This window comes from Rhodococcus sp. C26F (genome assembly GCF_053345925.1).
On sequence record NZ_JBKFBA010000013.1, the window covers coordinates 50,491 to 75,933 of the forward strand.

The 25,443-nt window shown below is 63.4% G+C and carries 15 protein-coding genes and 1 pseudogene; 8 read left to right on the plus strand and 8 right to left on the minus strand.

The features are described 5' to 3' along the window. Nucleotides 1–104: 104 nt before the first annotated feature. Both ACLBYD_RS15735 and ACLBYD_RS15740 read right to left on the minus strand, forming a co-directional pair. A complete protein-coding gene (locus tag ACLBYD_RS15735) occupies nucleotides 105–1,220 on the minus strand; it encodes an NDMA-dependent alcohol dehydrogenase (protein ID WP_447817181.1) in 1,116 nt (371 codons plus the stop codon). 46 nt (nucleotides 1,221–1,266) lie between these two features. Beyond that, nucleotides 1,267–2,697 carry an aldehyde dehydrogenase family protein gene (locus ACLBYD_RS15740; protein WP_447817182.1) on the minus strand — a complete coding sequence of 477 codons (1,431 nt, stop codon included), beginning with the start codon at nucleotides 2,695–2,697 and terminating at the stop codon, nucleotides 1,267–1,269. Nucleotides 2,698–3,091: 394 nt separating this feature from the next. Here ACLBYD_RS15740 and ACLBYD_RS15745 point away from each other — a divergent pair, with 394 nt between their 5' ends. Both ACLBYD_RS15745 and ACLBYD_RS15750 read left to right on the plus strand, forming a co-directional pair. Next, the gene (locus tag ACLBYD_RS15745) at nucleotides 3,092–3,325 is read left to right on the plus strand and encodes a hypothetical protein (RefSeq protein ID WP_447817183.1); all 234 of its coding nucleotides are present in this window, start codon (nucleotides 3,092–3,094) and stop codon (nucleotides 3,323–3,325) included. Between the two features lie 1,797 nt (nucleotides 3,326–5,122). Continuing rightward, complete coding sequence (locus ACLBYD_RS15750; RefSeq protein ID WP_447817184.1) at nucleotides 5,123–6,805, plus strand: PHA/PHB synthase family protein; 1,683 nt, start codon at nucleotides 5,123–5,125, stop codon at nucleotides 6,803–6,805. Nucleotides 6,806–7,015: 210 nt separating this feature from the next. On the opposite strand, the gene ACLBYD_RS15755 is transcribed toward ACLBYD_RS15750, so the two are convergent. After that, the gene (locus ACLBYD_RS15755; RefSeq protein WP_447817185.1) at nucleotides 7,016–10,531 is read right to left on the minus strand and encodes a protein kinase domain-containing protein; all 3,516 of its coding nucleotides are present in this window, start codon (nucleotides 10,529–10,531) and stop codon (nucleotides 7,016–7,018) included. 732 nt (nucleotides 10,532–11,263) lie between these two features. On the opposite strand from ACLBYD_RS15755, the gene ACLBYD_RS15760 reads away from it, so the two are divergent. Both ACLBYD_RS15760 and ACLBYD_RS15765 read left to right on the plus strand, forming a co-directional pair. Beyond that, a complete protein-coding gene (locus ACLBYD_RS15760) occupies nucleotides 11,264–13,066 on the plus strand; it encodes an alkyl/aryl-sulfatase (protein WP_447817186.1) in 1,803 nt (600 codons plus the stop codon). 50 nt (nucleotides 13,067–13,116) lie between these two features. After that, nucleotides 13,117–15,096 carry an alkyl/aryl-sulfatase gene (locus ACLBYD_RS15765; RefSeq protein WP_447817187.1) on the plus strand — a complete coding sequence of 660 codons (1,980 nt, stop codon included), beginning with the start codon at nucleotides 13,117–13,119 and terminating at the stop codon, nucleotides 15,094–15,096. Nucleotides 15,097–15,168: 72 nt separating this feature from the next. Here ACLBYD_RS15765 and ACLBYD_RS15770 read toward each other — a convergent pair whose 3' ends face one another. Continuing rightward, nucleotides 15,169–17,385, minus strand: coding sequence for a LuxR C-terminal-related transcriptional regulator (locus tag ACLBYD_RS15770; RefSeq protein ID WP_447817188.1), 2,217 nt, complete (start codon nucleotides 17,383–17,385; stop codon nucleotides 15,169–15,171). A gap of 805 nt (nucleotides 17,386–18,190) precedes the next feature. Here ACLBYD_RS15770 and ACLBYD_RS15775 point away from each other — a divergent pair. Then, a pseudogene (locus tag ACLBYD_RS15775) lies at nucleotides 18,191–18,504 on the plus strand (DUF7144 family membrane protein). Nucleotides 18,505–18,578: 74 nt separating this feature from the next. On the opposite strand, the gene ACLBYD_RS15780 reads toward ACLBYD_RS15775, so the two are convergent. Next, nucleotides 18,579–18,794 carry a hypothetical protein gene (locus ACLBYD_RS15780; protein ID WP_447817189.1) on the minus strand — a complete coding sequence of 72 codons (216 nt, stop codon included), beginning with the start codon at nucleotides 18,792–18,794 and terminating at the stop codon, nucleotides 18,579–18,581. Nucleotides 18,795–19,023: 229 nt separating this feature from the next. Here ACLBYD_RS15780 and ACLBYD_RS15785 point away from each other — a divergent pair, with 229 nt between their 5' ends. The 3 genes from ACLBYD_RS15785 to ACLBYD_RS15795 all read left to right on the plus strand — a co-directional run bounded on the left by ACLBYD_RS15785 (nucleotide 19,024) and on the right by ACLBYD_RS15795 (nucleotide 22,113). After that, a complete protein-coding gene (locus ACLBYD_RS15785; protein WP_447817190.1) occupies nucleotides 19,024–19,512 on the plus strand; it encodes a DUF1269 domain-containing protein in 489 nt (162 codons plus the stop codon). A 45-nt stretch (nucleotides 19,513–19,557) separates the two neighbouring features. Continuing rightward, nucleotides 19,558–20,220, plus strand: a complete 663-nt coding sequence (locus ACLBYD_RS15790; protein WP_447817191.1) for a GAP family protein — start codon at nucleotides 19,558–19,560, stop codon at nucleotides 20,218–20,220. Between the two features lie 204 nt (nucleotides 20,221–20,424). After that, nucleotides 20,425–22,113 carry a SulP family inorganic anion transporter gene (locus ACLBYD_RS15795; protein WP_447817192.1) on the plus strand — a complete coding sequence of 563 codons (1,689 nt, stop codon included), beginning with the start codon at nucleotides 20,425–20,427 and terminating at the stop codon, nucleotides 22,111–22,113. A 490-nt stretch (nucleotides 22,114–22,603) separates the two neighbouring features. Here ACLBYD_RS15795 and ACLBYD_RS15800 read toward each other — a convergent pair whose 3' ends face one another. The 3 genes from ACLBYD_RS15800 to ACLBYD_RS15810 all read right to left on the minus strand — a co-directional run bounded on the left by ACLBYD_RS15800 (nucleotide 22,604) and on the right by ACLBYD_RS15810 (nucleotide 25,432). Then, entirely contained in the window at nucleotides 22,604–23,116 is a 513-nt protein-coding gene (locus tag ACLBYD_RS15800; protein ID WP_447817193.1) for a hypothetical protein, read from the minus strand. Nucleotides 23,117–23,316: 200 nt separating this feature from the next. After that, nucleotides 23,317–23,958 carry a TetR/AcrR family transcriptional regulator gene (locus ACLBYD_RS15805; protein ID WP_447817194.1) on the minus strand — a complete coding sequence of 214 codons (642 nt, stop codon included), beginning with the start codon at nucleotides 23,956–23,958 and terminating at the stop codon, nucleotides 23,317–23,319. Nucleotides 23,959–24,076: 118 nt separating this feature from the next. After that, nucleotides 24,077–25,432 carry a phosphotransferase family protein gene (locus ACLBYD_RS15810; RefSeq protein WP_447817195.1) on the minus strand — a complete coding sequence of 452 codons (1,356 nt, stop codon included), beginning with the start codon at nucleotides 25,430–25,432 and terminating at the stop codon, nucleotides 24,077–24,079. Nucleotides 25,433–25,443 lie beyond the last annotated feature (11 nt).

Sequence of the window (25,443 nt, forward strand, 5' to 3'; positions counted from 1 at the left end):
CAGGAACGGCCGAGGCCATGGTCGGCCGGCTCGAACTCGACACCCCGAGACAGACGACAGACTCGCTCGTCCAGACCACGCCGTTCTCGCTCCGGTGTCCCTGCTCAGAACAGGACGACTCCGCGCAGGTTCCTGCCCTCGTGCATGTCGACGAATCCCTGGGCGATGTCGTCGAGCTTGTAGGTGGTCGTGACGAGCTCGTCGAGCTTCAGCGCGCCCGAGGTGTACAGGTCGATCAACCACGGGATGTCGGCGGTCGGCGTCGAGGCGCCGAACAGCGAACCCTGCAGGCGCTTCTGGTAGAGCACCAGCTCCATCGCACTGACGGGGATACCGAAGTCCGTCATCTTGCCCAGACCCGTGACGACGCAGGTTCCTGCCTTGCGGATCGCCGAGAACGCCGCCGCGATGTGCTCACCCGTCGTCACACCGACCGTGACGATCGCGGAGTCCGCACCCTGCCCGTTGGTGTACGACCGAGCGATTTCGGTCGCTTCCGTCATATCGGCGACCGCATGTGTGGCCCCGAACCGCAATGCCGACTCACGCTTGAACGGCACCGGATCGACCGCAATGATCCGAGCTGCCCCCGCGTGCGCAGCGCCTTGGACCGCGTTGATTCCGATGCCGCCGATTCCCTGGACGATCACAGTCTGCCCCGGATACACCTCGGCGGAGTTGACCGCCGCGCCCCAACCGGTGCCGACCCCGCAACCGAGCAGGCACAACTTGTCGAGCGGCAGATCCTTGTCCACCTTGATCGCCGAGTCGACGCTGACCGTCGTGTACTGACTGAAGGTCGACAGTCCGCACGTCTGGGCCACCGGTGCTCCGTCGAGGCTCAGCCGGAAACTCGTGGGATCGTCGGGTCGGCTGCCGGTCATGATCGCCGCGCCGCGGTCGCACAGGTTCTGCAATCCCTTCGCGCACCACCGGCACCGACCGCACGCTGCCAGGAACGAGAAGACCACATGGTCACCGACGTTCCACCCGTGTGTTTCCGGCCCGACCTGCACGACGACACCGGCGCCTTCGTGCCCGCCGCAGATCGGGTAGACCCCGACCGCGTGGTCACCGGTGGCGATGTGGTCGTCGGAATGGCACAGCCCTGCGGCCACCATCTCGACGGTCAATTCGCCGCGGCGCGGCTCGTCGAGGTCGAGATCGACCCCCTCGTAGGTTCCGGGCGTGCTGCGGATGATCGCGCCGCGAGTTCTCATCGGTTCTCTCCTGAAGGCATCGAAGGGTGGGACAGCAACCGCGGAATCACGGCGTCACCTGGGCGGACACTCCGGCTCGGTAGCCGTCCGCGTAGGGCGGCAACATCCCCCATTCGCGCCGAGGGTCGTAGTCGGGAGAAACAAAAATGGTTCTGGCATGACTGAATTCGAGGAAGCCCTCCCGGCCGTTGTAGTGCCCCATCCCGGATGCCCCGACCCCACCGAAGGGCGCCTCGAGCATGCCCGGATGCATCGCGATGTCGTTGATGGTGACGCCGCCCGAGGTGGTGCATTCGAGGACACGTCGACGTTCCTCGTCGTCCTGCCCGAAGTAGTAGAGCGCGAGCGGCTTCCGTCCGGAATTGATCGCGCCCAGCACCTGTCCGAGGTCGTCGTACGTGCGAACGACCATGACCGGGCCGAAGATCTCCTCCTGTGAGACGGCCGCGGACTCCGGCGGGTCGATCACGATGCGGAGCGGGCGGCGGCGTTCGACGGTGTCGACGGGCTCGTCCGGTGCCACCACGATCCTCGCTCCGAGTTCCTGTGCCTGACGGACGTATCCGTCGATACGGGCCGCGTGCCGGTCGTCGACGATCGCGGTGACGTCCGGGTTGCCGGCGATGGTCGGGAACAGTTCCCGGTAGGTCCCGCTCACGACGTCGAGGAACGATTCGAGCATCTCCGCCGGGACGTGGACGGTGTCGGGACCGACACACAACTGACCGCTGTTGATCGACTTGCCGACCGCGATCCGGTAGGCAGCCGTCGCGATGTCCGCGGAACGGCCGACGACCACCGGAGACTTGCCCCCGAGTTCGAGGGTGACGGGCACGAGATTGAGGGCCGCGTTCGCCATCACCGAGCGCCCCGCCGCTTCCCCGCCGGTGAACACGATGTGGTCGAACGGAAGGGAGGTCAGCGCCTTCGCGACATCCGGTCCGCCGGTGACCACAGCGACGTCGGCGGGATCCAGGAACTCCGCGGCGGCGTCCGCCAGTGCCCGGGATGTGCGCGGCACGATCTCGGACGGTTTGAGAACGGCGCGATTGCCCGCGGCCAGGACGCCGGCCAACGGGCCGAGAAGGGTGAACACCGGGGCGTTCCAGGTACCGATGATCGCGACCGATCCCTTGGGCTGATAATGCACCTCGGCGGTCGCGCCCAGCTGGTCGTACGGCGAGAAGGGGGCTCGCTGCTGCGGACGCATCCATTCTTCGAGGTGGTCGCGTGCGTATTTCAGGGCCGAGAGTGAACCGAGCACATCATTGGTCGTGGAATAGCCCGGATGACGTCCGTCGAAGTCGGCGTCGATCGCGTCCACGATCTCGTCCGTGCGGGCGACGAGCATGTCGATCACGCGCTGGATCCGCTCTCGTCGTTGCACGGCCGTGCTGGTGCGCTGTGCTCGGAACTGTCGGCGCTGCTTCTCGAGCAACTCACCGAGAACGGGATCGGTGCTGGTCACGATGGTCATGCGGCGGACGCTATGATGCGAATCACAGTCCTAAGCGCGGATTCCCGCTCACCGGGACCCACGCACATCGCTTCAGGACGGTCGAAACAAGCTCACAGCCACGGATTCGGATGACTCCTGACAGATGCGCCGTGCGCGGAAAGGGGTGGAAGCACGTCGCGGTGGGACTGGAGCACTTGGACGAATTCATCGACGAATAGCCCCGCAGGCAACGCCCGGTGCGCGGCCGGTCCGGGACCGAACAGCAAGGTGTCAGACGGCGGGAGCGAGCGAGATCACGGCCTCGATCGCATTGTCCGGTGTGACGGTCACCCTCGGCAGACCGAGGTTCGGATCGCCCGAGAACGTCAGATCCGTGCAAAGTCGCCGAAGTTCCTCATGGGACTCGGTCAGGGTGAGCAACAGCGCCTGTACGGCATCGACGCCGCCGGCGGCGCCGTCGTACAAGACATCCGCACACGCCGTCCCCTACCTACTGCGCACCCGCGCCGACCTCGAACCCGTCCCACTACCCGTCGTCGCGCGCACCCTCGTCGACGCTGGCCATCCGAACTCCCGCGTGCAGCTCGGCCCTCGCGTCGTCTTCCTCGCCTTGCACACGGCCCTACCGCACCTGTGGAGTCTGTGAACTCGAGGATGGACACCGTCCGGCGCTACACCGAGTGGTCCCCGCCGCAGTCGATGGGGGTACGAGCGCAGAGAACTGGACGGAAGTTGCCGCCCGTCCCGTAAACAGCCTGTCGAGTACTTTTCCCCGATATATCCACCAGGTTCCGCGCCGACATATCGGCCCGTAGGATGGTGGTACCACCGGCACCTCCCCCCTGCACGGTGGTCGACCCCCGCCGTCGAGTGCTTGAGCATTCCGGTGGGGATTGTCGCTCGAGCTCGGATCCGACCCGGCTCGGTGCAGTCGCCGCCGGCTTCATCGGCGAACATCGTTTACTGCAGCCGAGCGGCCTCGAGGCACTCGACGATGCCGGAGCGCTGTGTACGGGGCAGGGGTCCGCGACAGACCGCTCCGGCACCCTGCACATGAGACCGCGACCGCCGGGAGTCGCTCCCCCGGCACTGCACGACGCTCGGTCATCCTCTTGCGAAAGGTCACGCTTTCACGCTCGTGCCTGACACGTGGACATCGCAGCCCTGGCGGATGGTCGTCGAGGACCAGGTTCAGGCCAAGGAACCTGGGTCGGCGCCACCGCCGCGGTATCAAGTTCCGCGATCGACCAGGACCACGCACGGGTCGTCGGCGACGTCGGCTTTCGTAAACACGACGATCGACCTTATGCCGCACGCCCATGAGGTCATCATCCAGGGATAATTCGGGCACGCATGCAGAACCAGTTAACGACATGCAGTATGTATTGATACCTCGTCCAGCCGGCGAGAAGCCGAATCGCCCGCCAGAATCTCGAGTCCGGCGCGTCCCGGTTGTTCCATGCGGTCGCGGAGTTGTCGATTCACCGAATCCCTACCCGGAGCGGGCATCCGGGGCTCGTTTGTCCGAGACTCCTTACCACGGATGGCACTGAATGCAAAAACTCAGCGGGATACGACTCGATGTAGCAAAAAGCATCCGGTTGCGGTACAACTGAATCCGCCATAGACGAATTGGGTCAACTGTCCCGTTTATTGTGAATGTCCGACACTGATACTCGATCAACCGGATCTATTCCCGATCCTGTGACACCCGGAAACGAGGCACCTCATGGTTCATGTGACCCAGCTCTTGATGCTGGTCTGTGGCGTGATCGGTGCCGTCTTCACACTGGAACACCGACACACTCACACTCGTCGGCGCTCCCGCGGAACCCCTTCCTCCCACTGCCTGAGCTTCGCCGAGTTCGACAGTGTCGGTAGCACTTCGTGGGCCACGCTCACACTGTGTCGATCGGCGCTGCGCGGAGGTCACCTCCGCTCTGCTTGATCGACATGGTTTCAATTCCCCGAGACCGACTCCCGATGCACGTGTGCCATCGGTCGTCGATTCGGGAGCGGATCGGCCAACGCCGCAGGGGGACGTAGGCCGATCCGCCCCCTTTGCTGCTGCACATTGCACCCGGTCCGCGCGCCGGGTGACGTTACGACGCAACCGGGCACACTCGTTCGTCATGGACTTGTCAGGGGTCATCCCAAGTACCGTGAGATGCGTTGGGGCACCGCATGACCCCTTGGCGCCGTAGGCGCGGGAGGAGGATGGTTTCCGCTCTCTCCTCGAGGTTGCTACCCGATAGCGGTTCAGGTGGCACCCCACCCTCGGCCGTGGTCCTGGACGCTCGTCATGGTTCTCCCACGACGAACCCACGCCCTCGGGCTACTCGGAAATAGATACATACCGATTGAATGTGCTGCCCTGTATCGCAATTGACCCGCTGGACCATCGATACGGTGCAACACTCCAGATATCGGAAGGAGACCCGTGATGACCCAGGCACGATCGATCAGTAGGGACAACGTCGAGGAATCGATCGGCGGCGGCGAGGACGTCGCACCCCCCAAATTCGGGTCGGCCCTCGGCGCCCTGGCCGACGTGTTCGGCCACGGTCGGACGGTGGCCCGGCACGGCGCGGCGTTCGGCAAGGAACTGGCGAAGATCACCGTCGGTCGCTCCACGGTGACCCCACCCAAGGGCGATCGACGGTTCACCGACCCCGCCTGGGGCACACACCCCGCCTACCACCGGCTCGAGCAGACCTATCTGGCAGCCACCAGCGCCATCGACGCCATCGTCGACGACGTCGGCCACGCGATCGACCCACGCAGGGCCGCCGAAGCCAAATTCGCCGCCGACATCCTCACCGCGACCCTGGCCCCGACGAACTACCTGTGGACCAACCCCGCAGCACTGAAGGAGGCATTCGACACCGCCGGCCTGAGCCTGGTGCGCGGCACCAAACACTTCGTCTCCGATCTGGTCCAGAACCGGGGCATGCCGTCGATGGTGCCGCGCGACGCCTTCACCGTCGGCACCGACCTCGCAGTGACCCCGGGAACGGTGATCTCCCGGGACCCGATCGCCGAGGTGCTCCAGTACACCCCCACCACGGCCACCGTCCACCGTCGGCCGGTGCTGGTGGTGCCGCCCCCGATCGGCCGGTACTACTTCCTGGATCTGCGCCCGGGACGCAGCTTCGTCGAATACAGCGTCGACCGAGGCCTGCAGACCTTCATGCTGTCGTGGCGCAACCCCGCCGCCGAGCAGGGCGACTGGAACATCGACACCTATGCCGCCCGGATCCTCCGGGCGATCGACGAGGTACGGGAGATCACCGGCAGTGACGAGGTGAACCTGATCGGGTTCTGCGCCGGCGGGATCCTTGCCACCACAGCACTGAACTATCTCGCTGCCCGCATGGACGACCGGGTGCACAGCATGGCCTATGCGGTGACGATGCTCGACTTCGCCGATCCGGCCCTGCTCGGCGCGTTCGCCCGCCCCGCCCTGATCCGCTTCGCGAAGGGCCGCTCACACCGCAAGGGCCTGATCAGCGCCCGGGACATGGGCTCGGCGTTCACCTGGATGCGTCCGAACGATCTGGTGTTCAACTATCTGGTCAACAATTACCTGATGGGACGCACCCCACCGGCGTTCGACATCCTCGCCTGGAACGCCGACGGCACCAACCTGCCCGGCGCCCTGCACGGCCAGTTCCTCGATATCTTCCGCGACAACCTGCTCGTCGAACCGGGCACATTCACCGTGCTGGGCACCCCCGTGGACCTGAAGTCCATCACCGTGCCCACCTTCGTCTCCGGAGCGATCGCCGACCATCTGACCGCATGGCGCAACTGCTACCGCACCACCCAACTGCTCGGCGGAGACACCGAGTTCGTGCTCAGCTTCTCCGGGCACATCGCCAGCCTGGTCAACCCACCCGGCAACCCCAAGGCGCACTACTGGACCGGGGGCACACCCGGCCCCGACCCCGACACCTGGCTCGCACACGCCGAACAACACCAGGGCAGCTGGTGGCAGGCCTGGGCCGACTGGACGCTCGCCCACGCCGGCGGAGAGATTTCCGCGCCCACCGCACCCGGCAGCGACCGGCATCCACCTCTCGAAGCCGCCCCCGGCCGGTACGTACGCGACCTGCCCGCCGGCTGAGTACTGCTGTGATGAACCGAGAGAGAGTAGCTGCATCGACTGCACCCTCAGCACAACGACAGGGCGACCACGCGCAGCGACGAGGCGTGGAGAAGAACCGCTCAGGGCCAGTCGACGAGACGACTGTTGTAGGAAGAAATATGCAGACACTCGAGGGATCCGAGAACAGAGAACACTCGTCAACGTTGCGATCTGCGCGTCGACCGGACGTCAGGAGTCTGTCTGGGCGATTGCGCTCCAGAACCGATCGGACAACGGTGGCCACGCGTTCTCCGGTTGCCTGATACCATAATTCGCTCGCACGTCCTGGAGCAGCGCTACCAGGTGCGGTCCACCGTCGAGCAGGTAACGCACGATACCGAGCGCGACACACTGCGCCGTAATCCCTGCGAGCAGCTCTTCGGCCTCGTCGGTGCGGCCGGCCGCAGCCAGGCTATCGACCAGCAGACACTGTGCCTGCAACAACGCCCGCGGCCGACCGGCGTCGACGAGTAGGTCGACCCATTCCTGCGCCCACGTACACGCCAATTCCATCGAGTCGGGCGCGCCGTCGTCGAGCAGTGCTCGGATGCCGGCGGCCTCGTCGAATTGAGCAATGGTCGCATCGATCCCGAACACGGGCCGGTGCCGTTCCGAGTATGTGAGCGGCTGGCGCACGGGAAGACCGGTCGTCGGAGGTAGTCGCAGTCGCGCACGTTCGTCCTCGATCTGGGCTCGCAATCGGGGCAACATCAGTACGTGCGCGGCCCGGGCGCCTGCGTCGAGGCGCTGTGCGGCTGCGGCACGATCGCCGCGCACTGCCTTGATTCGAACACCGGCCGTATACCGGACGGTTTTCAAGTCCACCGCACCGGCTTCATAGCCCAGTAAGAAGCTTTCGTCGAGAAGCCGCTCCGCCTCATCGAGGCGGTTCTGCTCGTAGAGCAGCTCACCGAGCAGCGCACCAGCGAGTCGCACGGCGGTCGAGTTCCCACCGCTTCCGCTGCGTGCCGTCCGCAGAGCCTGCCGGAACTGCTCCTCCGCAGTCGAGATCTCCAGTTGTTCATGCGCAATGATGCCAAGGCAGCAATAACCGTGCATTCGCGCATATGGTCCGCGATTTCGCGCGTGATAAGGAGTGGCCCATTCCTGAAGTTGCTCGGCCGCACGAAAATCGAACCGGTGAACCGCAGCCATACTCGCAAGATTGGCCGCTGCTGACACGACCCACGGGGAGAGCGCATCGGCCCGAGCCAGAGCGGGACGGACGAGCTCGTCCGTCGCGTCGTAATGGTCGGAACGGGCTGCCACGACAGCGCGGATCACGCCGATCTCCGCCTGTACTTCCTCGGTGTCATCGGTAGTGACGGTCGCGTGCGCCAGAAGGGATTCGGCAGCGGTGAGGGCTCGTTCGGCGGGTCGAAGACGGTGGAGGAGAATATTGCTCCATGCCACCATGAGCTGCAGACGGGGCCGGTCGCAGAGCACCGACTGTGGCAATTTATCGAGCAGCACCAGTGCCGATGCCGCCTGCGAGAGTTCGAGCAAGCTCGTGCCGTGCCGTTCCACCAGGTCCACGGCCATCTCCTCGTCTCCTGCTGCCTCGGCGTGGGTGACCGCCTCTCGGATGATCCCGTGGTCGGCGAACCATTGTGCTGCGATGCGGTGCAGCCTGCTCAACCGTTCGGGAGTCTCCCGTTCGATGCGGCGGTGCAGGAACTCGCGGAACAAATGGTGGTAGCGAAACCAGAGGCGGTCCTGGTCCAGTCGACGAAGGAACAACCCTCGGTCTTCGATCTCCTCGAGCAGCGCCTGACTTCGGGTCGTTCCGGTGAGCGCGCCCGCCAGGTCCGCACTGATGTACTCGCAAACGCTGGTAGCGAGCAAGAAATCCAGGGTCCGGGGTTCGATGGTTGCGAGGACGTTCTCGGCGAGATAATCCTCGATGGCGTGGTGGCGACCGGTGATTCCGCGAATCAACCCTGCCGGGTCATCACTGGCGCGTAGCGACAGCGAAACCAGATGCAGCGCGGCCACCCAGCCTCCGGTCGCACGAGTCAGCGCGCCGATGTCCTCGTCGGACAGGCGTAATCCGGCTACGTCGACCAACAGTGCTCGCGTTTCCGAAGAGTCGAACCTCAGTGTGGCGGCGTCTACATCGATCAACTCGTCGCGAACCCTCATACGGCTCAACGCCATTCCGGTGCGTGCCTGACTGGTGACGATAACTCTCAAATTCGCTGCGTCTGCATTGTCCAACAGGAACGTCATCGCAGCGAGGGCGTCGGGGTGGGAAATCCGGTGCCAGTCGTCGATGATCAGGACGACTTTCTCGGCAGATCGTTGAACGTCGTTGATCAGCGTGGCAAGCATGTATTGCATGGCATCGTCGCCGTACTCGTCGAGCACTGCGTCGAGTTCCCGAGCCAGCGTCGGTCGCACCTGCCGGAGAGACTCGATCAGATGCGACAGGAACCATACGAGTTCATTGTCATCGGTGTCGACGGACAACCACGCCACGTGGATGCCTGTGCCGGCCAACTCGCGCGACCATTGGGCGGCGAGTGTGGTCTTGCCGAAGCCGGGTGGAGCAGTAATTGCCGTCAGGATGTGCGACCCGCCTGATCGCAATATCTGTAGGAGGCGCTCGCGAACCACCAACGGACGGGTCGCTGTCGGTGGGCGTAACCGTGTGGCAGGTATCGGAAGGGGCAACCGACCGGATCCGCTGCGTCGTCGACGGCCGAGTTCACCGGTCGTGGTCCGGGTAGACACGGCGGGTTCGGCGAGGTCGGCGGTTTCCGGCACCGGAAGTTGATGTACCGCCAACCCGTGGCATTGCGCGACGGCACGCAGTTGTTCACCGAATTCGGCGGCGGTACCGATACGCGAGACAGGGTCTCGGTTCATAGCGCGTTCGATCACTTCGCCGAGGTCGTCCGGGATGCGGGCATCCCCGTAGAGGTCCGGCACGGGGCCGCGGGTGATTCGCAGAAACTGTGCCACCACCGATTCACCGTGCTGTCGCTCGTACACCGCGTGTCCGGTGATTGCGCAGAACACGGTTGCACCGAGTCCGTACACATCAGCCGAAGGGGTGGGGGCCTGTCCGGCAAGCACTTCGGGTGCGGTGAATGCTGGAGATCCTGTTACCTCACCGCTGGCGGTTTCGAAGGCTCCGGCGACGCGCGCGATTCCGAAGTCGGTCAATTGCGGCTCGCCGTAATCGGTGAGCAGGATATTGGCCGGCTTGACGTCCCGGTGCAACATGCCCATCCGGTGCGCGGTCTCCAAGGCACCGGAAACTTTGACGCCGACCTCGAGTGCGTCCTCCCACCGCAGTGGGCCCTGCGTCCTGATCCGAACTTCGAGTGAATTGCGTCGGTGATATTCCATCACGATGTACGGCTGACCGGATGCAGTGGTACCGACCCCGTACACGGTGACGATGTTCGGATGCCCGGAGAGACGACCCATCGCACGCTGTTCGCGCAGAAAACGCTCCACATTGTCGGGATCCGGTCGCGCAGTCAATAGCTTGATCGCCACGGTGCGATCCAGCTCGGGCTGCCGACCTCGAAAGACGACGCCGAACCCACCGCTGCCGATCTCGTGAAGGTCCTCGAATCCCACCGCGGTCAATTCGGCCACAAGGTGTGACCGATCGTCCCGCTGTGTCGCCATCGGATCGATGTCGGCCATCGGCTGCCTCGTCCATAGCCGGGTGGAGTCGAACACCTTGATCATATCTCCGTGGAAGCGGAGCGGGGTGTGCACCGTAGGGATCAGACGTCCCTGGACCTTCGACATCAGCAGCGACGGCGGTGGTGCGTCCCACGGCTCTTTTCGGAGGCCGGGCCGACGAGGACGGCACTGCGACCACTCGCGGAGTGCTCTTCACTATGGTGAGCCCGCTCGGAATTGCGCTGGCCTTCACCTCCGGGGTCGCCGCTGCGCTGGGTTGGTGGCGTCCGACCTTCCACGACGACCGCTCGGTCAGCCGCTGGGTGTGGGTGATTCCGCGGAATCGGCGTGACGGTGTTGCACGGGCCTCCCCGAGGAGCTGTGCAGGGTAGCGCAGGGCCGCCGGCCGAATCGATGACGCTACTCGATCTCATTCCCGCAACCGCAACCGCAACCGGTCATGGTCGTGGAACGAGTGCGATGTCGTGGAACTCCGGCATCCAGATCCCGGCGAACAACTTCGCGCGTTCACATGTGCAGATCTCGTGCCTAGAGAAGATCATCTCCGCACTTGCGCCTTCGGACCCTCCGGGACCCACACCTGACTGTTCCAGTAGCTGCCGGCGAAATCTCGCTGTCGCGGATGCACCCTGTCTCGAATCGAGTAGACACGTCACCCGACACGGGTGATGCGCGCAGAGAGCGCTGTTGGCCATGGTGAGTAGAGAGTTACGCATCCTTGTCGGCTCCGACCGAAAACGTGCATCGGCGCAACACAACCACCGGGAGGGCGGAATGGCTGCAGAGATCGACGATCGAGCCGATTTCGACGATGCGGATCGCGGCTGGATCGCCTCGCTCGATCCCTGTGTCATCACCAACGCCGACGGACGTGTGGTGTGGGACATGCAGTCGTACTCGTTCCTTGCCGGGGACTGTCCCGCTACCGCCGATCCGAGCCTGTGGCGTCAAGGGCAACTCTGTGCCGAGCACGGGCTGTATCAGGTCACCGATCGGATCTATCAGGTCCGAGGCTTCGACCTGTCGAACATGACCCTCGTGGAAGGCGACGAGGGAGTCATCGTGATCGACCCGCTCGTCCCTGTCGAAGTTGCTGCTGCTGCGCTGCAGCTCTACCGTACGCACCGCGGTGAACGTCCGGTCACCGCAGTGATCTATACACACAGTCACGTCGATCACTTCGGTGGTGTGGAAGGCGTTGTCGAGGGCGAGATTCCGATCCTGGCCCCACAGGGTTTCCTCGAACACGCCGTCTCGGAGAACGTCTATGCCGGCAACGCGATGGCACGCCGCGGCCTGTATCACACCGGCGTGCTCCTCCCCCACGGCCCCAAAGGCCAGATCGGCGACGGACTCGGTATGACCGCCTCCACAGGCCGGGTCTCCCTGCTACCCCCGACGCTCGACATCACTGCCACCGGCCAGGTCGAAACTGTCGACGGAGTACGCATCGAGTTCCAGATGACCCCCGGCACCGAGGCCCCGGCGGAGATGAACTTCCTCTTCCCGGACCTCCAAGCGTTGTGCCTCGCCGAGAACGCCACACACAATCTGCACAACCTGCTCACCCTGCGTGGCGCTCGAGTACGCGACGCGCGGATGTGGTCACGCTATCTGCACGAAGCGCTCCGCTTGTTCGGTCAGAGGTGCGATGTCGCCTTCGGCTTGCACCATTGGCCCACCTGGGGTCGGGAGCGGATCGGCCGCTATTTGATCGAGCAACGCGATTTGTACGGATATCTGCACGATCAAAGCCTGAGATTGCTCAATCAAGGCCTGACCGGTCCCGAGATCGCCGAATCACTCGAGATGCCACCGCGATTGAACAAAGCCTGGCACACACACGGCTACTACGGCTCAGTGACTCACAACGTCAAAGCTGTCTATCAACGCTATCTCGGCTGGTTCGACGGCAACCCGGCTCGGTTGTGGCAACATCCCCCGCAGGCGGCAGCGCAACGCTATGTGGAATGCATGGGCGGAGTAGAGGCCGTTGTGGACAAGGCCCGCCGATATGCCGACCAGGGGGACCTACGGTTCGCCGCTGAACTGCTCGACCGAGCCGTGTTCGCGGCACCCGACGACCCCACCATCGCCTACGCTCTCGCGGATGTCCTCGAACTCCTCGGGTTCGGCGCCGAGAACGCCACCTGGCGAAACTTCTACCTCACCGGAGCAATGGAGTTGCGCGACGGAATCAAGCCCGTACCGACGGACATCGGTGGCGGAATGACAACGGCTCTGACCGTTGCACAACTGTTCGATTCGATCGCCGCCCGAGTCGACGGACCGAAGGCATGGGATAAGGACGTACGAATCGACTGGCACATAACAGATCTGGACGAGCATCACCGCACCGAACTATCCAACGGCACCCTGATCCACTACACCGACCCATATCCGGACACCGACGGCGACGCACACCTGACTCTCACACTTGCCAAAGCTCAGCTACCCGCCCTTCTTGCCGGCCGGTCCCTACCGGAGTTGGCGCACAACGGAGATCTCGAAGCGCTGAACCAACTGACAGCCGTTTTGGTCGAATACGACCGCAACTTTCCCATCGTCACCCCCTGACATCACGACCCACCCCCGGAGGGTCGAAGAGAACCCCCAAGGGGCGATGGGTGACCGACGCCGGACCTCGATCACTTTTCCTCGACACCGTTCTCCTGTCCGGCCACCGGACATCAGAGAAAGCAGAGAAGACCATGTGCCTTGGCCCCAAAGACCCCACACCGTTCACCACCGCGACCAACCGGCAGTCGACTGCGCGTTACGACATGGACGACCGTCGGGATTTCGCCGACGTGCGACGCGGTCTGATCGCTGAACTCCCCGGTCCCGTCGTCAACAACGCCGGGGCAACGGTGTTCGATCCGACCGATTTCGACTACCTCCGCGACGCGCCCAGCCCGGATTCGGTCGACCCGAGCCTATGGCGTCAGAGCCAATTGATCTCCGTCGGTGGGCTGTTCGAAGTGGTACCGGGTCTGTATCAGGTACGCAGCAACGACATCGCCAATCTTACCGTCGCCGAGGGCGAGAACGGACTGATCGTCATCGACTGCATGGCCGGCGTCGAATCCGCCCGACAAGGCATGCAGTTGATCCGCGAGCACATCAGCGACAAACCGGTCGCAGCAGTGATCTACACCCACACTCACATCGACCACTACGGCGGTGTCAAAGGCGTCGTCGACCCCGACGCCGTTGCATCCGGCAAAGTCCCGATCCTCGCCCCCGGGCTGCAGTTCGACAAGTACGCGCTCGGAGAGAACGTCGTGGCCGGCAATGCCATGGCCCGACGCGCCGCCTACGCTTTCGGATCCCTGCTCGATTTCGGTCCCCAAGGCACTGTTTCGTGTGGCATCGGTGTCGCAAGCACCAACGGACCGACGGTGTCGTACCTGTCCCCGACCGACTTGATCACCGAAACCGGCACACGACGTGAGATCGCCGGGATCGAATTCGAGTTCCTCTACGCACCCGACACCGAGGCACCAGAGGAAATGCACATCTGGATCCCGCAGCTCAAGGCACTGACCTGCGCGGAAAACGCCAACCATTCACTGCACAACATCCAGACTCTACGTGGAGCACGGACGCGCGATGCCCGCAACTTCGCGCGCTACCTCGACGAGACCCTCGAACGGTGGGGTGATCAAGCCGAGGTGCACTACGGTCCCCACACCTGGCCGGTATGGGGCAACGACAACCTCACCACCTTCCTCGAATCCCAGCGCGACACCTACAAGTACATCCACGATCAGGCATTGCGGCTCGCGAACCAGGGGTACACCCCACTCGAAGCCGCCGAAACCATCGAACTTCCAGAAGAACTGCGCCGCACCTGGTCCAATCGCGGTTATCACGGCACCCTCCATCATGACGTCCGAGCGGTCTACACCAAGGAACTCGGCATGTGGGACGGGGATCCGGTCTCCCTGCACCCGCACCCACCCGTCGAGACCGCTCGGCGGTTCGTCGACTTCATCGGCGCCGACAAGATCCTCGACGAAGGCCGACGCGCCACCGAATCCGGAGATTACCGCTGGGCAGTACAGATCCTGCACACGTTGGTGTTCGCCGACCCCGACAACACCACTGCGAGACAACTGCAAGCCGACGCCTACGAACAGATGGGATACCAGGCCGAAGGACCACAATGGCGAGGCATCTTCCTCAGTGCAGCCAAAGAACTGCGCGACGGAACGCAGCCCATGCCCTTCGTCACCGCCAGCGAGGACACCATCCTCGCGATGCCCATCGACATCCTGTTCGACTTCGTTGCCGTACACATCATCGGCGACAAAGCCGCTGACGCCGACCTGCGCATCGATTTCTATTTCACGGACGACGACGCACAGTGGACGATGTGGATCCAGCGGGGTGTCCTCAACGCACGCCGCGGCAGTTCCCCCGAGACCCACCTGACGATTTCCGGGCCGAGAAAGGCCCTCATCGGTGTTCTGCTGCAACCCGGCTCCGCACCGAAATTGCAGTCGTCAGGCATGATCACCGTCGACGGGGACACAACGGTATTGACGACCTTCGCGGATCTACTCGATGCCTTCGATCCTCAGTTCCCGATTATCACTCCCTGACAGGGGCTCACCGTCGTTGTTGCACTTCGACCAGCACATGCAACTGCGCCGGCGCACGAACGGTATTCGTTGCTACAGCAGTCCGGTGCGCAACGCAGCACTGATGGCCGCACCGCGCGAGGTGACCTCGAGTTTGCGATAGAGATTGCGAAGATGGGTCTTGACCGTGTTGACGGACACGCTCAACTGTCGTCCGATCTCCTCCGCAGTGCGACCGGAGGGCAATTGAGCGAGTACGAGACGTTCGGCTGCCGTCAATGCCGGCGTCGGCACGGCGATCTCGGCGACGAGGCGCCTGCGCACGTGATCTACGAATCGGTCCGTCGAGCCGACAGTAGGCACCACATCGGATAGCAGAGCAGCGATCTCGAGTCCGTTGTCCAGAAACGGACGTAAGAGGTTCTGTGGCGCAGCGAAAGCGAGCGCGCGGTGTATCGAACGCTGCATCGACTCGGAATTACGTAACCCGCGCGCGGCAAGAGCATCGAGCAGTAGCACCCGCACCCAACTGTCAGGTGCGGCTGGCGGTTCGATCATGATCGGGGCGAGAATCGTGCGCACGGTGTGATGTTGTTGCCTGGCATGAGCGATCATCGCGGCGATCAGCCGAGTCTCGAGGAAGGATTTGTCCCTGTGCTGCATGTGCCGGTACACGTGTTCGGCTTCCGCCAGACGACCGAACCGCAACAAGGCTGCCACGAAGAGGGGAACCAGATCGGTGCCGTCATTGCGGTCGGCTGCCTCGGCGAGCACGAGATCGACATTGGCCACGGCAGCCGCCACGGTCGTCTCGGAGGGGGTGGTAGGGCCGCTAAACTGGTGCAGATCCAGAATCAGCCGGGACTGCCGGCACGGAAGCGGGACCGAGGCAGCGTCGGCGACTCCCGGGTCGGTGGCATGCAGCAGCCGAGCGGCAGCGCTCGCGGGAGGCAACGAGTCGCCCTGCAGATACAACGCCAGCGCCGCCAGTACGGCACCGGTGTGCGCGTCGGAGGTATCGAGTAGGTCGTGGTCGGCAGCGAAGTCCGCTGCCGCAAGTGCGCGGGTACTCATCTCGGTGACGTCCCCACCCAGTCCGCTGGCAGTAGCCGCCACAAGGGTGCACCGCAACTGGAGACTGTGATGCCCGGCGAGCTCGGCCAATGCTGTAGCCCGGCCCACCAGCTCGTCGGTCTCGGAGCAACCACAGCGCATGTGATGCGTGGCCCTGACGAGCAATACGTAACAGTCGACGTCGAGTATGCCGGTAGCCGGCGCTTCGTCGAGAGTTCGGATCGAGACTGGGTCGACAGACTGTCCACACTCCAATGTAATGGCCGCCCCCACCGCGACGACGAGGATGGTCTCGATCTGGTGGTCGGCGCCCTCAGCATCCGAATCGGGAAGCGTGTCGAGATAGGCACAGGCAGCGGTGGGAGTACCGCGTTCGAGAGCGGCAAGAGCATGAAGAACCCGTACAATCCGCCAATCAGTGGCGCCGATCCCGTCGAGAAGATCCAGTGCCTCGTGTGCGTGGGGACCGAGTACGGTGCCGAGGCCGCGCCGATGCACCAGTGCAGATACCGCACCCACATCGCGCGCCCCCACAAGATGGGTCAGTGCTTCGACTACAGCGCCCGTCCCGACGAACCACTCCGCGGCCGCCGCATGCAACTGTCTTTCCCAAGTGGGGTCGCGGCGGTGTACTTCTGCACGAAGATGTGCTCGAAGCAGCGGATGGTAGGTGTGGGTGACCGGCGCGGTATCGGTGGCACACGAGTGCAGAATCGGTAGCCCGAAGTTTTCGAGAACGGCAAGGACTTCTCCTGCGCGCTGGTCGGTGAGGTGTTCGGCCAGTTCGACAGTGAAAGTGTCGACGATACTGGTAGCGAGCAGGAATGTGACGAGCGACGACGGAAGGGTGGCTAGTAATCCGTCGACGAGGTGGTCCGAGACGGGGTGCGGTGAGCGGAGAAGTTCGGCTACAGCCCCGCGACGATCGTGTGGGGAGCGCAGGTAGATGGCGGCGATGCGAACCAAGGCGGCCCATCCCTGGGTCAGCGCATGTACCGCATCGAGATCCTCGTCGGTCAGTGTGCTGTCGTGTTCGGCGAAGATCGCAGCAACTTGGGCGCGGTCGAGTGCGAGCTCCTCCCAGCCGATCCGGATCAGACGTCCGGCCGCTGCCCAGTCGCGCCACGGTAAGGGCGGCTCGTGCCGAGCGGCGAAGATCGTCGTCACATTCGGTGCAGTTGCGAGAGCGTCGACGAACGCGGTCACATCGACGATCGTGAGCGGGTCGCGCAACAAGTGGGCATTGTCGAATACCAGCACGACCGGGTGATTTTCTCCGGACAGACTCTCTGCCAGGATCTGGGGGTATCGACCGGACATATCTTCGACCGCTCGCTCACAGCGGGCGCGATCGGTGGTTCGTCCCATTGTGACGTCGATGGCTTTACGCACGGTCGACCAAAAATCGACCTGTGCACTGTCGCTGCGCGTCAGCGTAATCCAGATGGCGGTCGTGTCGGCGCTCGAGATGTGCCTGCGGCAGAGCCAATCACTGAGCAGTACGGACTTGCCGGCACCGGCAGGCGCACATACCAGCACAGTGCTCGGTACCGAATTACCCGATGCAGCAGTAAGAGTCGCATAGACAGATCGATGCGCCTGGGGCACAATCGCTGACCTCGGGACTCCAGGCATGGGCGAAACGGCCGATCGGGCAGATACCGTCGACCCCTGCGTCGGTTCAGGTGTCATCAGACCCCCTCCAGGGCATCAACCGAGGAGTCTTCGATCGGGATCCTACGTCCCCACGGCGAACGCCACGCGACTATCGGAACAATGGAGCGCATTGCCCTGCTGGTGGTGACGCGAGGCGAACTCGCCTCGAACTGGGCAATTGCGTCCAGCCTCACCCGAATAGAAGGAGGCATACGCTTACCGGACAGAACACACTTGCCGAGTAACGTGCTCCTGCTTTGCTTCGGGAAGGACCGATCGAACAAGTACTTCGTCTCGCGTGCGCACCGACTCCCACCCCGTGTGTACCGGTATCGCCGGAGCCACGACGATCGTTGCGGCGACCCTGCTCGCCCCGACCGGAGTGGTGTCCATCCTTCAAGGCGTTTCCGCCATCGTCGCCGACGAGTTGTTCCTCGTCGGTCCCCAGTACACCTATTCGCTCGATGTCACCCCCTGGGGTTGGTTCATCTGATCGTCGGGGTGCTGGTGTTCGTCGCTGCACTCGGGTTGTTCACTGCCGCAATGCGGGCTCGGGTTGCCGTGATCACCCTAGCTGCCCTTTCGATCGTGGTGAACTTCGCCTGGATTCCTTACTATCCCTGGTGGGCGATCCTCGTGATCGCTCTCTCCGTGGTGGTGATGTGGACGGTAGCTACGTGGGAACCGCGCGATATCTGACGAACTCTAGTGCGGGACAATGACTTCCCGTTCATATTTCGACATCGATGCACCGATGCCTTCGCATCGGTCCACTATCCCGGCAACTGCCGCATCTCGAGCAATGTCAGTCCGAGATCGTCCAGACGAGCAAGGATGCTGCGCATCATGGTCGGATCGGTCATCGTCCCGTACAACGTCGTGGTGCCGTGTTTGTCGTCGATACTGACCTGCAGTTCGGGAAACGCTGACACCGATCGCTGGGTGAGCAACCCGTCGACAATGAACTGATACGCCCTCGGCCGAGTCATCACCCGATCCTTATCTCTGCCCCGGAACACGAGTCCCTTTGTGCGGACTCCCCCACTGTTCGCTCACCGTGCCGGAACATCGCCGACCGATGCATCATCCACAACGGATGAATTGGACCGTATCGGGCACCGACCCGAGATCACCCGAAATGCGTGATGCCGCTCGAACGCAACTGCTTCTACGGTCGATCTCGGACACGTTCACCTTCGATGTGACAAGGACGAAATCATGGCCGCGACTTTGACCGTGTGGAAGTTTCCCGACGAGACCGGCGCCGAGACCGCCGTCATCACTTTGGAGCAGTTGCAGAAACAACAGCTGATCACCGTGCACGACGCAGCGACCGTCACCTGGGCGACCGGGGCGAAGAAGCCCAAGACCCGCCAACTCCACAATCTCGCCGGCCTCGGTGCCCTCAGTGGGGCATTCTGGGGGATGTTGTTCGGGTTGTTGTTCTTCATTCCACTCCTCGGTGCCGCCGTCGGGGCCGGGATCGGAGCGCTGACCGGCTCACTGACCGACGTCGGCATCGACGACGAGTTCATCGCCGGGGTGCGAAAGAAGGTCACTCCTGGCACATCGGCACTGTTCGTGCTCACCTCCGATGCCACCGTCGACCGAGTCCACGAAGCGTTCGCCGGCCAGCACGGTGAACTGATCTCGACCAATCTCAGCCACGAACAGGAACAGCAGCTGCGTGAGGTCTTCGCCGAATAACCTCGACTGCGCTGGTACGAGCCGAACGCCAGAAGGATCGACTACATGGGTACTGTCATCGGCGATCTACTGCCACTGGCCATAGGTGTCGCAGTCTCTCCGATTCCCATTATTGCGGCGATCCTGATGCTGTTGTCGAAACGAGCCAAAGCCACCAGCGTCGGGTTCGCAGCCGGCTGGGTGCTGGGCATCATCGTTGCGACCGTGATCTTCGTCCTGCTCAGCGGACTGATCGACTCGTCCGATGACGGCCCCTCCGCCGCAACGTCCTGGGTCAAGATCGTACTCGGTGTGCTCCTACTCGGATTGGGCATGCGGCAGTGGCGCACCCGCGACGATCCGCATTCGACACCGAAATGGATGACAGCGATCGACGAAATGACTCCCGGCAGAGGCTTCGGATTGGGATTCGCTCTTGCGGCGGTCAATCCGAAGAACCTGCTGATGTGTGTCGCGGCGGGGGTCACCATCGGATCTGCGGCGCTGTCTGTAGGGGCGAGCGCGGTGGCCGTTGCGGTGTTCTCGATCATCGCGGCGACCACTGTGGTCGTCCCCGTTGTCGGCTATCTGCTTGCCGCCGATCGGCTCCGTCATCCGCTGGACGAACTCAAAGGATGGCTGCAGGCCAATAACACCGCCGTCATGGCAGTGCTGGTCCTCGTCATCGGTGTGGTGTTGATCGGGAAGGGGCTCGGAGGGCCGACCTAGACGATCAAATCTCGGCCTCCACCGAAAAACGGGCATCTCGTCACCGACGATCGGACCCTGGGTCGTTATGTCCTGCTCGATCTGGGCGGTCCTGACCAGGCGCTTCGCCCTGGCCGAGACGCTCACGATGGTTGTCATGGCGGACCGGTACTGCTCATGCTTATGCAGCGGCTTCAACTAGGTAAAGGTACTTCAGGGACTGCTATGACCGACACCGCCCACACTGCTGCTCGTTCACCGTGGTTGTTCGCGTCTCTGCGCGGCTATCGGTCGCGGTGGTTACGCGCCGATCTCGTGGCCGGATTGACCGTATGGGCGGTGCTGGTACCCGAAGCACTCGCCTATGCCGGCATCGCTGGAGTCGCTCCGGTGGTGGGTCTGTACGCGGCCGTGCCTGCCCTTGTTCTCTACGCCGCTGCCGGATCCTCCCGGCATCTGATCGTCGGACCCATGTCGGCCACCGCCGCACTGTCAGCGGCGATCGTGGCACCCTTGGCCGGGGGCGACACCAGCCGTTATCTGGCCCTTACCACCACCCTGGCCATCGTCACCGGCGTTGTCGGCCTACTGGCGGCGCTACTGCGATTGGGGTTCATCGCATCCTTCATCTCCGAACCCGTCTTGAAGGGCTTCATTGTCGGGCTGGCACTGACGATCATCATCGGTCAGGTGCCCACGCTGATCGGAATCGACAAAACCGACGGCAACTTCTTCGAGCAGGGCTGGGGAATACTCACCGATCTCGGCGAGGTGCAGTGGCGCGCTGCGGCACTCGGAACAACGGCATTGGTGCTCGTACTGGCATGCAAGCGGTGGCGGCCGCTGGTACCCGGATCGTTGTTGGCCGTTCTGCTCGGCATCGTCGCCGTGACCGTCTTCGACCTCGACAGCAAAGGCGTCGGCATCGTCGGACACATCGACCCCGGACTCCCCGCCGTCGGTGTGCCCAGCAACCTGGGACTGCCCGATTATCTCGAACTGATCGGGCCTGCAGCCGGAGTGTTGTTGATCGGTTTCGCCGAAGGACTGGGCGCAGCCAAAACCTACGCCACCAAGGCCGGGTACAGCATCAATGCCGATCGCGAACTTGCCGGCCTCGGTGTCGCGAACCTCGGCGCCGGACTGTGTTCCGGCATGGTCGTCAACGGCAGCCTGTCCAAGACCGCAGTCAACGGTGGCGCCGGCGCCCGCAGCCAGGTCAGCGGACTGATCGTCGCGGCACTGACGATACTGACACTGCTGCTGCTGACCGGGCTGTTCGAGAACCTGCCCGAAGCCACTTTGGCGGCAGTCGTGATCGCCGCTGTGATCGAGTTGATCGACATTGCTTCTCTTCGACGGCTGTATCGAGTGTGGACGGTGCGTCTCGGCAAGATATACGGCCATGCCGCACGCGTCGATTTTCTTGCCGCACTCACGGCACTGCTGGGCGTGCTGATCTTCGACACCCTGCCGGGCCTGATCCTCGGCATCGTCGTGTCCATGCTGCTGTTGCTCTACCGCACCAGCACTCCCCATCTGGCGATGCTGGCCGAGGACGACAACGGAAACTGGGTCGATCTCGAACGTCACCCTCATCTCCACTCCCCTCGGAGCTCTGTCGTGGTACGCGTCGAAGCCGGACTGTTCTTCGCCAATGCCGACCACGTCAGAACAGGTATCGAAGGTCTGTGTCGCGCTGATACTCGAGTGGTCGTGCTCGACGCGGAAACCTCACCTTTCATCGACGTCACCGCATTGAACATGCTTGTCGACCTCGACCATGCACTGCGCCAACGCGAAATCGAACTCCGTCTGGCACGCGACATCGGCCAGTTCCGCGACGTCATAGCAACAGCCCCCGACCGTTCATTGCGGGTCTATCCCACCGTTCGCGCAGCCCTTGACGTCTGACTACCGCGCTTCGAGCTCGTTACGTAGGGGATTGCGCAGCCGATGCGGCTCTCGGTCAGGCATCTCGAGAAGAACTCGATGACGGCGCGGACGAGACGGTCGGTAGTCGGGAGAGGGCGAGCTGCACCGTTGACACGACCTCGAGACGGTAGACCTCTGACGGCAGTGTCGTCACCGCCGGGGCGGGCTGTGTGGCGTGCAGATCCCCGAGGGAAATCGTTCGAGCGCCGTCAGCAACATCGCTACCCGCCGACAACATCGAAGCCATTCCAGCGGTTGCCGAGCATGCGAACCGAGTTCTGGCTGATCGACACATAGCTCACAGTGTCGGTGATCGTCGCCCTCCCGCTCGGCTGCGTTGTCCCTGCACGCGCCGAACACCGCAAGCTGTTGTGCTGTGCCTTACCCGGAAGCGGGCTCCCGGGGTGGTCTTTGCCGCAAAGACGTATTCGGTGAGATCGGTGATGTACCGCAGTTGGTCGAGGGCCGCTCAGAGGGCCATCCAGCAATACATGCCCTCGCCCCGTTTATGAGCGGTTTGGGCGAGCGCACGCCAGCCGCGGAGTACCGGAAGCAACTCGCCGTAATCGACTGCGCTCCAGAACTCCTCGGTCTCCGAGCATAGGCCGACAACCTCCGACAGGCGCTCGTCGGTCGCTTCCGCGAGCACCTCGGTGAAAGCGTCCGGTATCGAGGCGATCCAGGCCGCCTCGTGATCCGGAGCGCTCACAAGCCGAGCACAGGACCGGTCTGCCGTGATCCGGTCGTCCGGCTCACCCGAGAGCAGAGCCATCAACGTACCTGCCTGCACTCTCGCCTCAACCGCATCCAGCGCCGGTACACGGGTCGCTGCGGGCCCGTTGTCGACCGCGGCAACCGCAGCCTCGGCACGTCTCTGGGCACAGACTTCAACGGGTTCACGATGCGTGGTCTGCTGCCCTACGTGCAGGTACATGCAAGGAATAACGTTGACTTTCTTGCTGGTCAGCGCCTCATCCGACACCCGAGATGGAACAGGGCCTCGATGTGAAGGCTGAGCGGCACCGCCTACCCTTCTTCGCTTGGGGACGTCTATAGATCGATTTCGGGTCATCGGGTGTCGGATGCGCAGTGTTCGTCGGGGCGGCGGGGCGGCGGGGCGGCACACGTCCGATGCGCGGATCGCGCTCGACGTCGGTCCGTCAATCACGTCTCCCGCTCCGATCAGGAGCTCTCACGGTCGAGACCGAGTGCGCCGATGCACATTTGGTCCAGGTTGTCGAGCAGGATCTCCTCATCCGCTTCGTCACCTTGGATGAGCCACAGATACAGGGTGTGGTCGACCATCGCAGACATGGCACGAGCCGCCATAACCGGGTCCAGAGAGGCTCGAACTGCGCCCTGTTCCTGCCAGCGCGCGATGGCACGGGCCGTCCGGTCGATCAGCTGGCGACGATGCGCGTGGCGAAGCTCACGGAACTCGTTGTTGAACGATGCGACCTGTTCGACAATGGCCATCAACTTCGCGTTCCGCCGATACGCCTGGTAGTACGAACGGTTCGCCGCAACGAGCCTGGCTGTCGGCGGCAGGTCGGCGTCGAGGGATTCGCGGCTGTGCACATCCTCGAACAGTCGAGTGCTCAACTCGTGGAACACATCTTCCTTCGACTCGAAGTACCGGTAGAACGTGCCGTAGGAGACGGCGGCTTCCTGGGCTATCTGTTCTACTCGGGCATCGGGGAAACCGACCTCTTCGAAGACCTTGCGTGCTGCGTCGAGCAGGGAGTCCCGCGTTCGTCGTCCCCGGGCCGTGAGGTCATCGACGGACGGCGGCGCGGACGACGTGTTGGATGATGACTTGCTCACGCCTACGAGTATCCCGAATGCATGACATGACCGTCAAGTCAAGTCGAGAACTCCCAAAGCGCCGAACATCCGTCCTCCAGCGCACATACAACTCGCCAGGCATGATCCCGCACCACCATCACACCGTGGCCCGTAGAAGGAGATGACGGGGATTCGAAACCCGCAGACGGGCGAGTATCGCTGCCGAGATAGCGTGGCGAACATCCGGGTTCGCATACATGAGTGTGCCTGAGCAAATCCGATCGGCCAGCTCCGCTTCGGACTCGCACCCGAGTGCCGCAAGCGCGGAACGAACCACACCCGAGGAGTCTGCCGCGCCGATCTCTCGTTCCGCAATATCCAAAAGGTTGGCACAGATTCGCAGCAGATACCGCGCGCGGTCGTGCGTCCCGTCGAGAACGGGGGCGACATCATCGCGAAGCGTGCCGCGGACCAACCCGATAATCTCCGACAAACTCGGTCGATCGTGCAGCGAGGGCGCCGTGATATCAGGCAGCGGCTCGATGTCGTCGAGCAAGCCCAGAATCAGGAACAGGTCGTATTCGGACTCGCACACTCGCCGTCCGATCGCGGCCAGCTCGATCGAGTTCTCCGCCCCGCTGAGATGCCGCTGTGACTGGAACTGGCTCAGCACCAGCCACCGCAGAGTTCCGTAGCATTCCCACCAGTGGAGTTCGTCGGATGAAGGACGGATGCCCGTGGCGCGTTCGTAACCGTCGAGAAGCTGATCCCTCGTACCGATACCACCGACCGGAGGCTCCGCGCCGAATCGCCACGCACGTACACAGAGCCAGCCCAAATCCTCGATCGGGTCACCCAGGTGAGCGAGTTCCCAGTCCAGCACCCCGCGGATTCCAGTGTTGTCCACCAACACATTTCCGAGCCGAAAGTCACCGTGCACCAGGGCGTCCGGACGCTTGGTCGGCCGATTCTCCTGCAGCCACCGAAGCCCTGCTTCGACGGCGGGTCGGGGTTCGTCCATGCTTCGGTACACCGCTTCGAGTGCGGACAGTGGGTCACCGCAGTCGAGCATGCCGAGACCATCGATTTTCGCACTGTGAATCCGGCCCAGCACGTACCCCATGTCGTCGGCGAGGTGAGTCCGCACGTCCTGCAGTTCGGGATCTCGCTGCAACTTCCGGGGGATCGACTCACCGGTGACCATGTCCATCAACAGATACGGAGCGTCGATGCCCGGCGCCGAGCTCCCCGAGGCAAGGACAGCAGGAACAGGAACGCCGGCTGCAGCGGCAGCTTGCAGGCATGCGACTTCTGATTGCATCCGGTCGGCGTCACCATGCCCAGGCGGATCTCGGCGGAGCACAACCTCTTGTGATCGACCGTCCGCACTGTGCGTCTCTGCCGCCCACACCTGACGACTCGCACCGCCGGTCAGCCGGCGTAGTACATCGACGGTGGTTTCGGTGCCGAACGCCTCGCTCAGGACGGCACCGATTCCGTCTTCGAGGCTCACGGAGGGTGGAC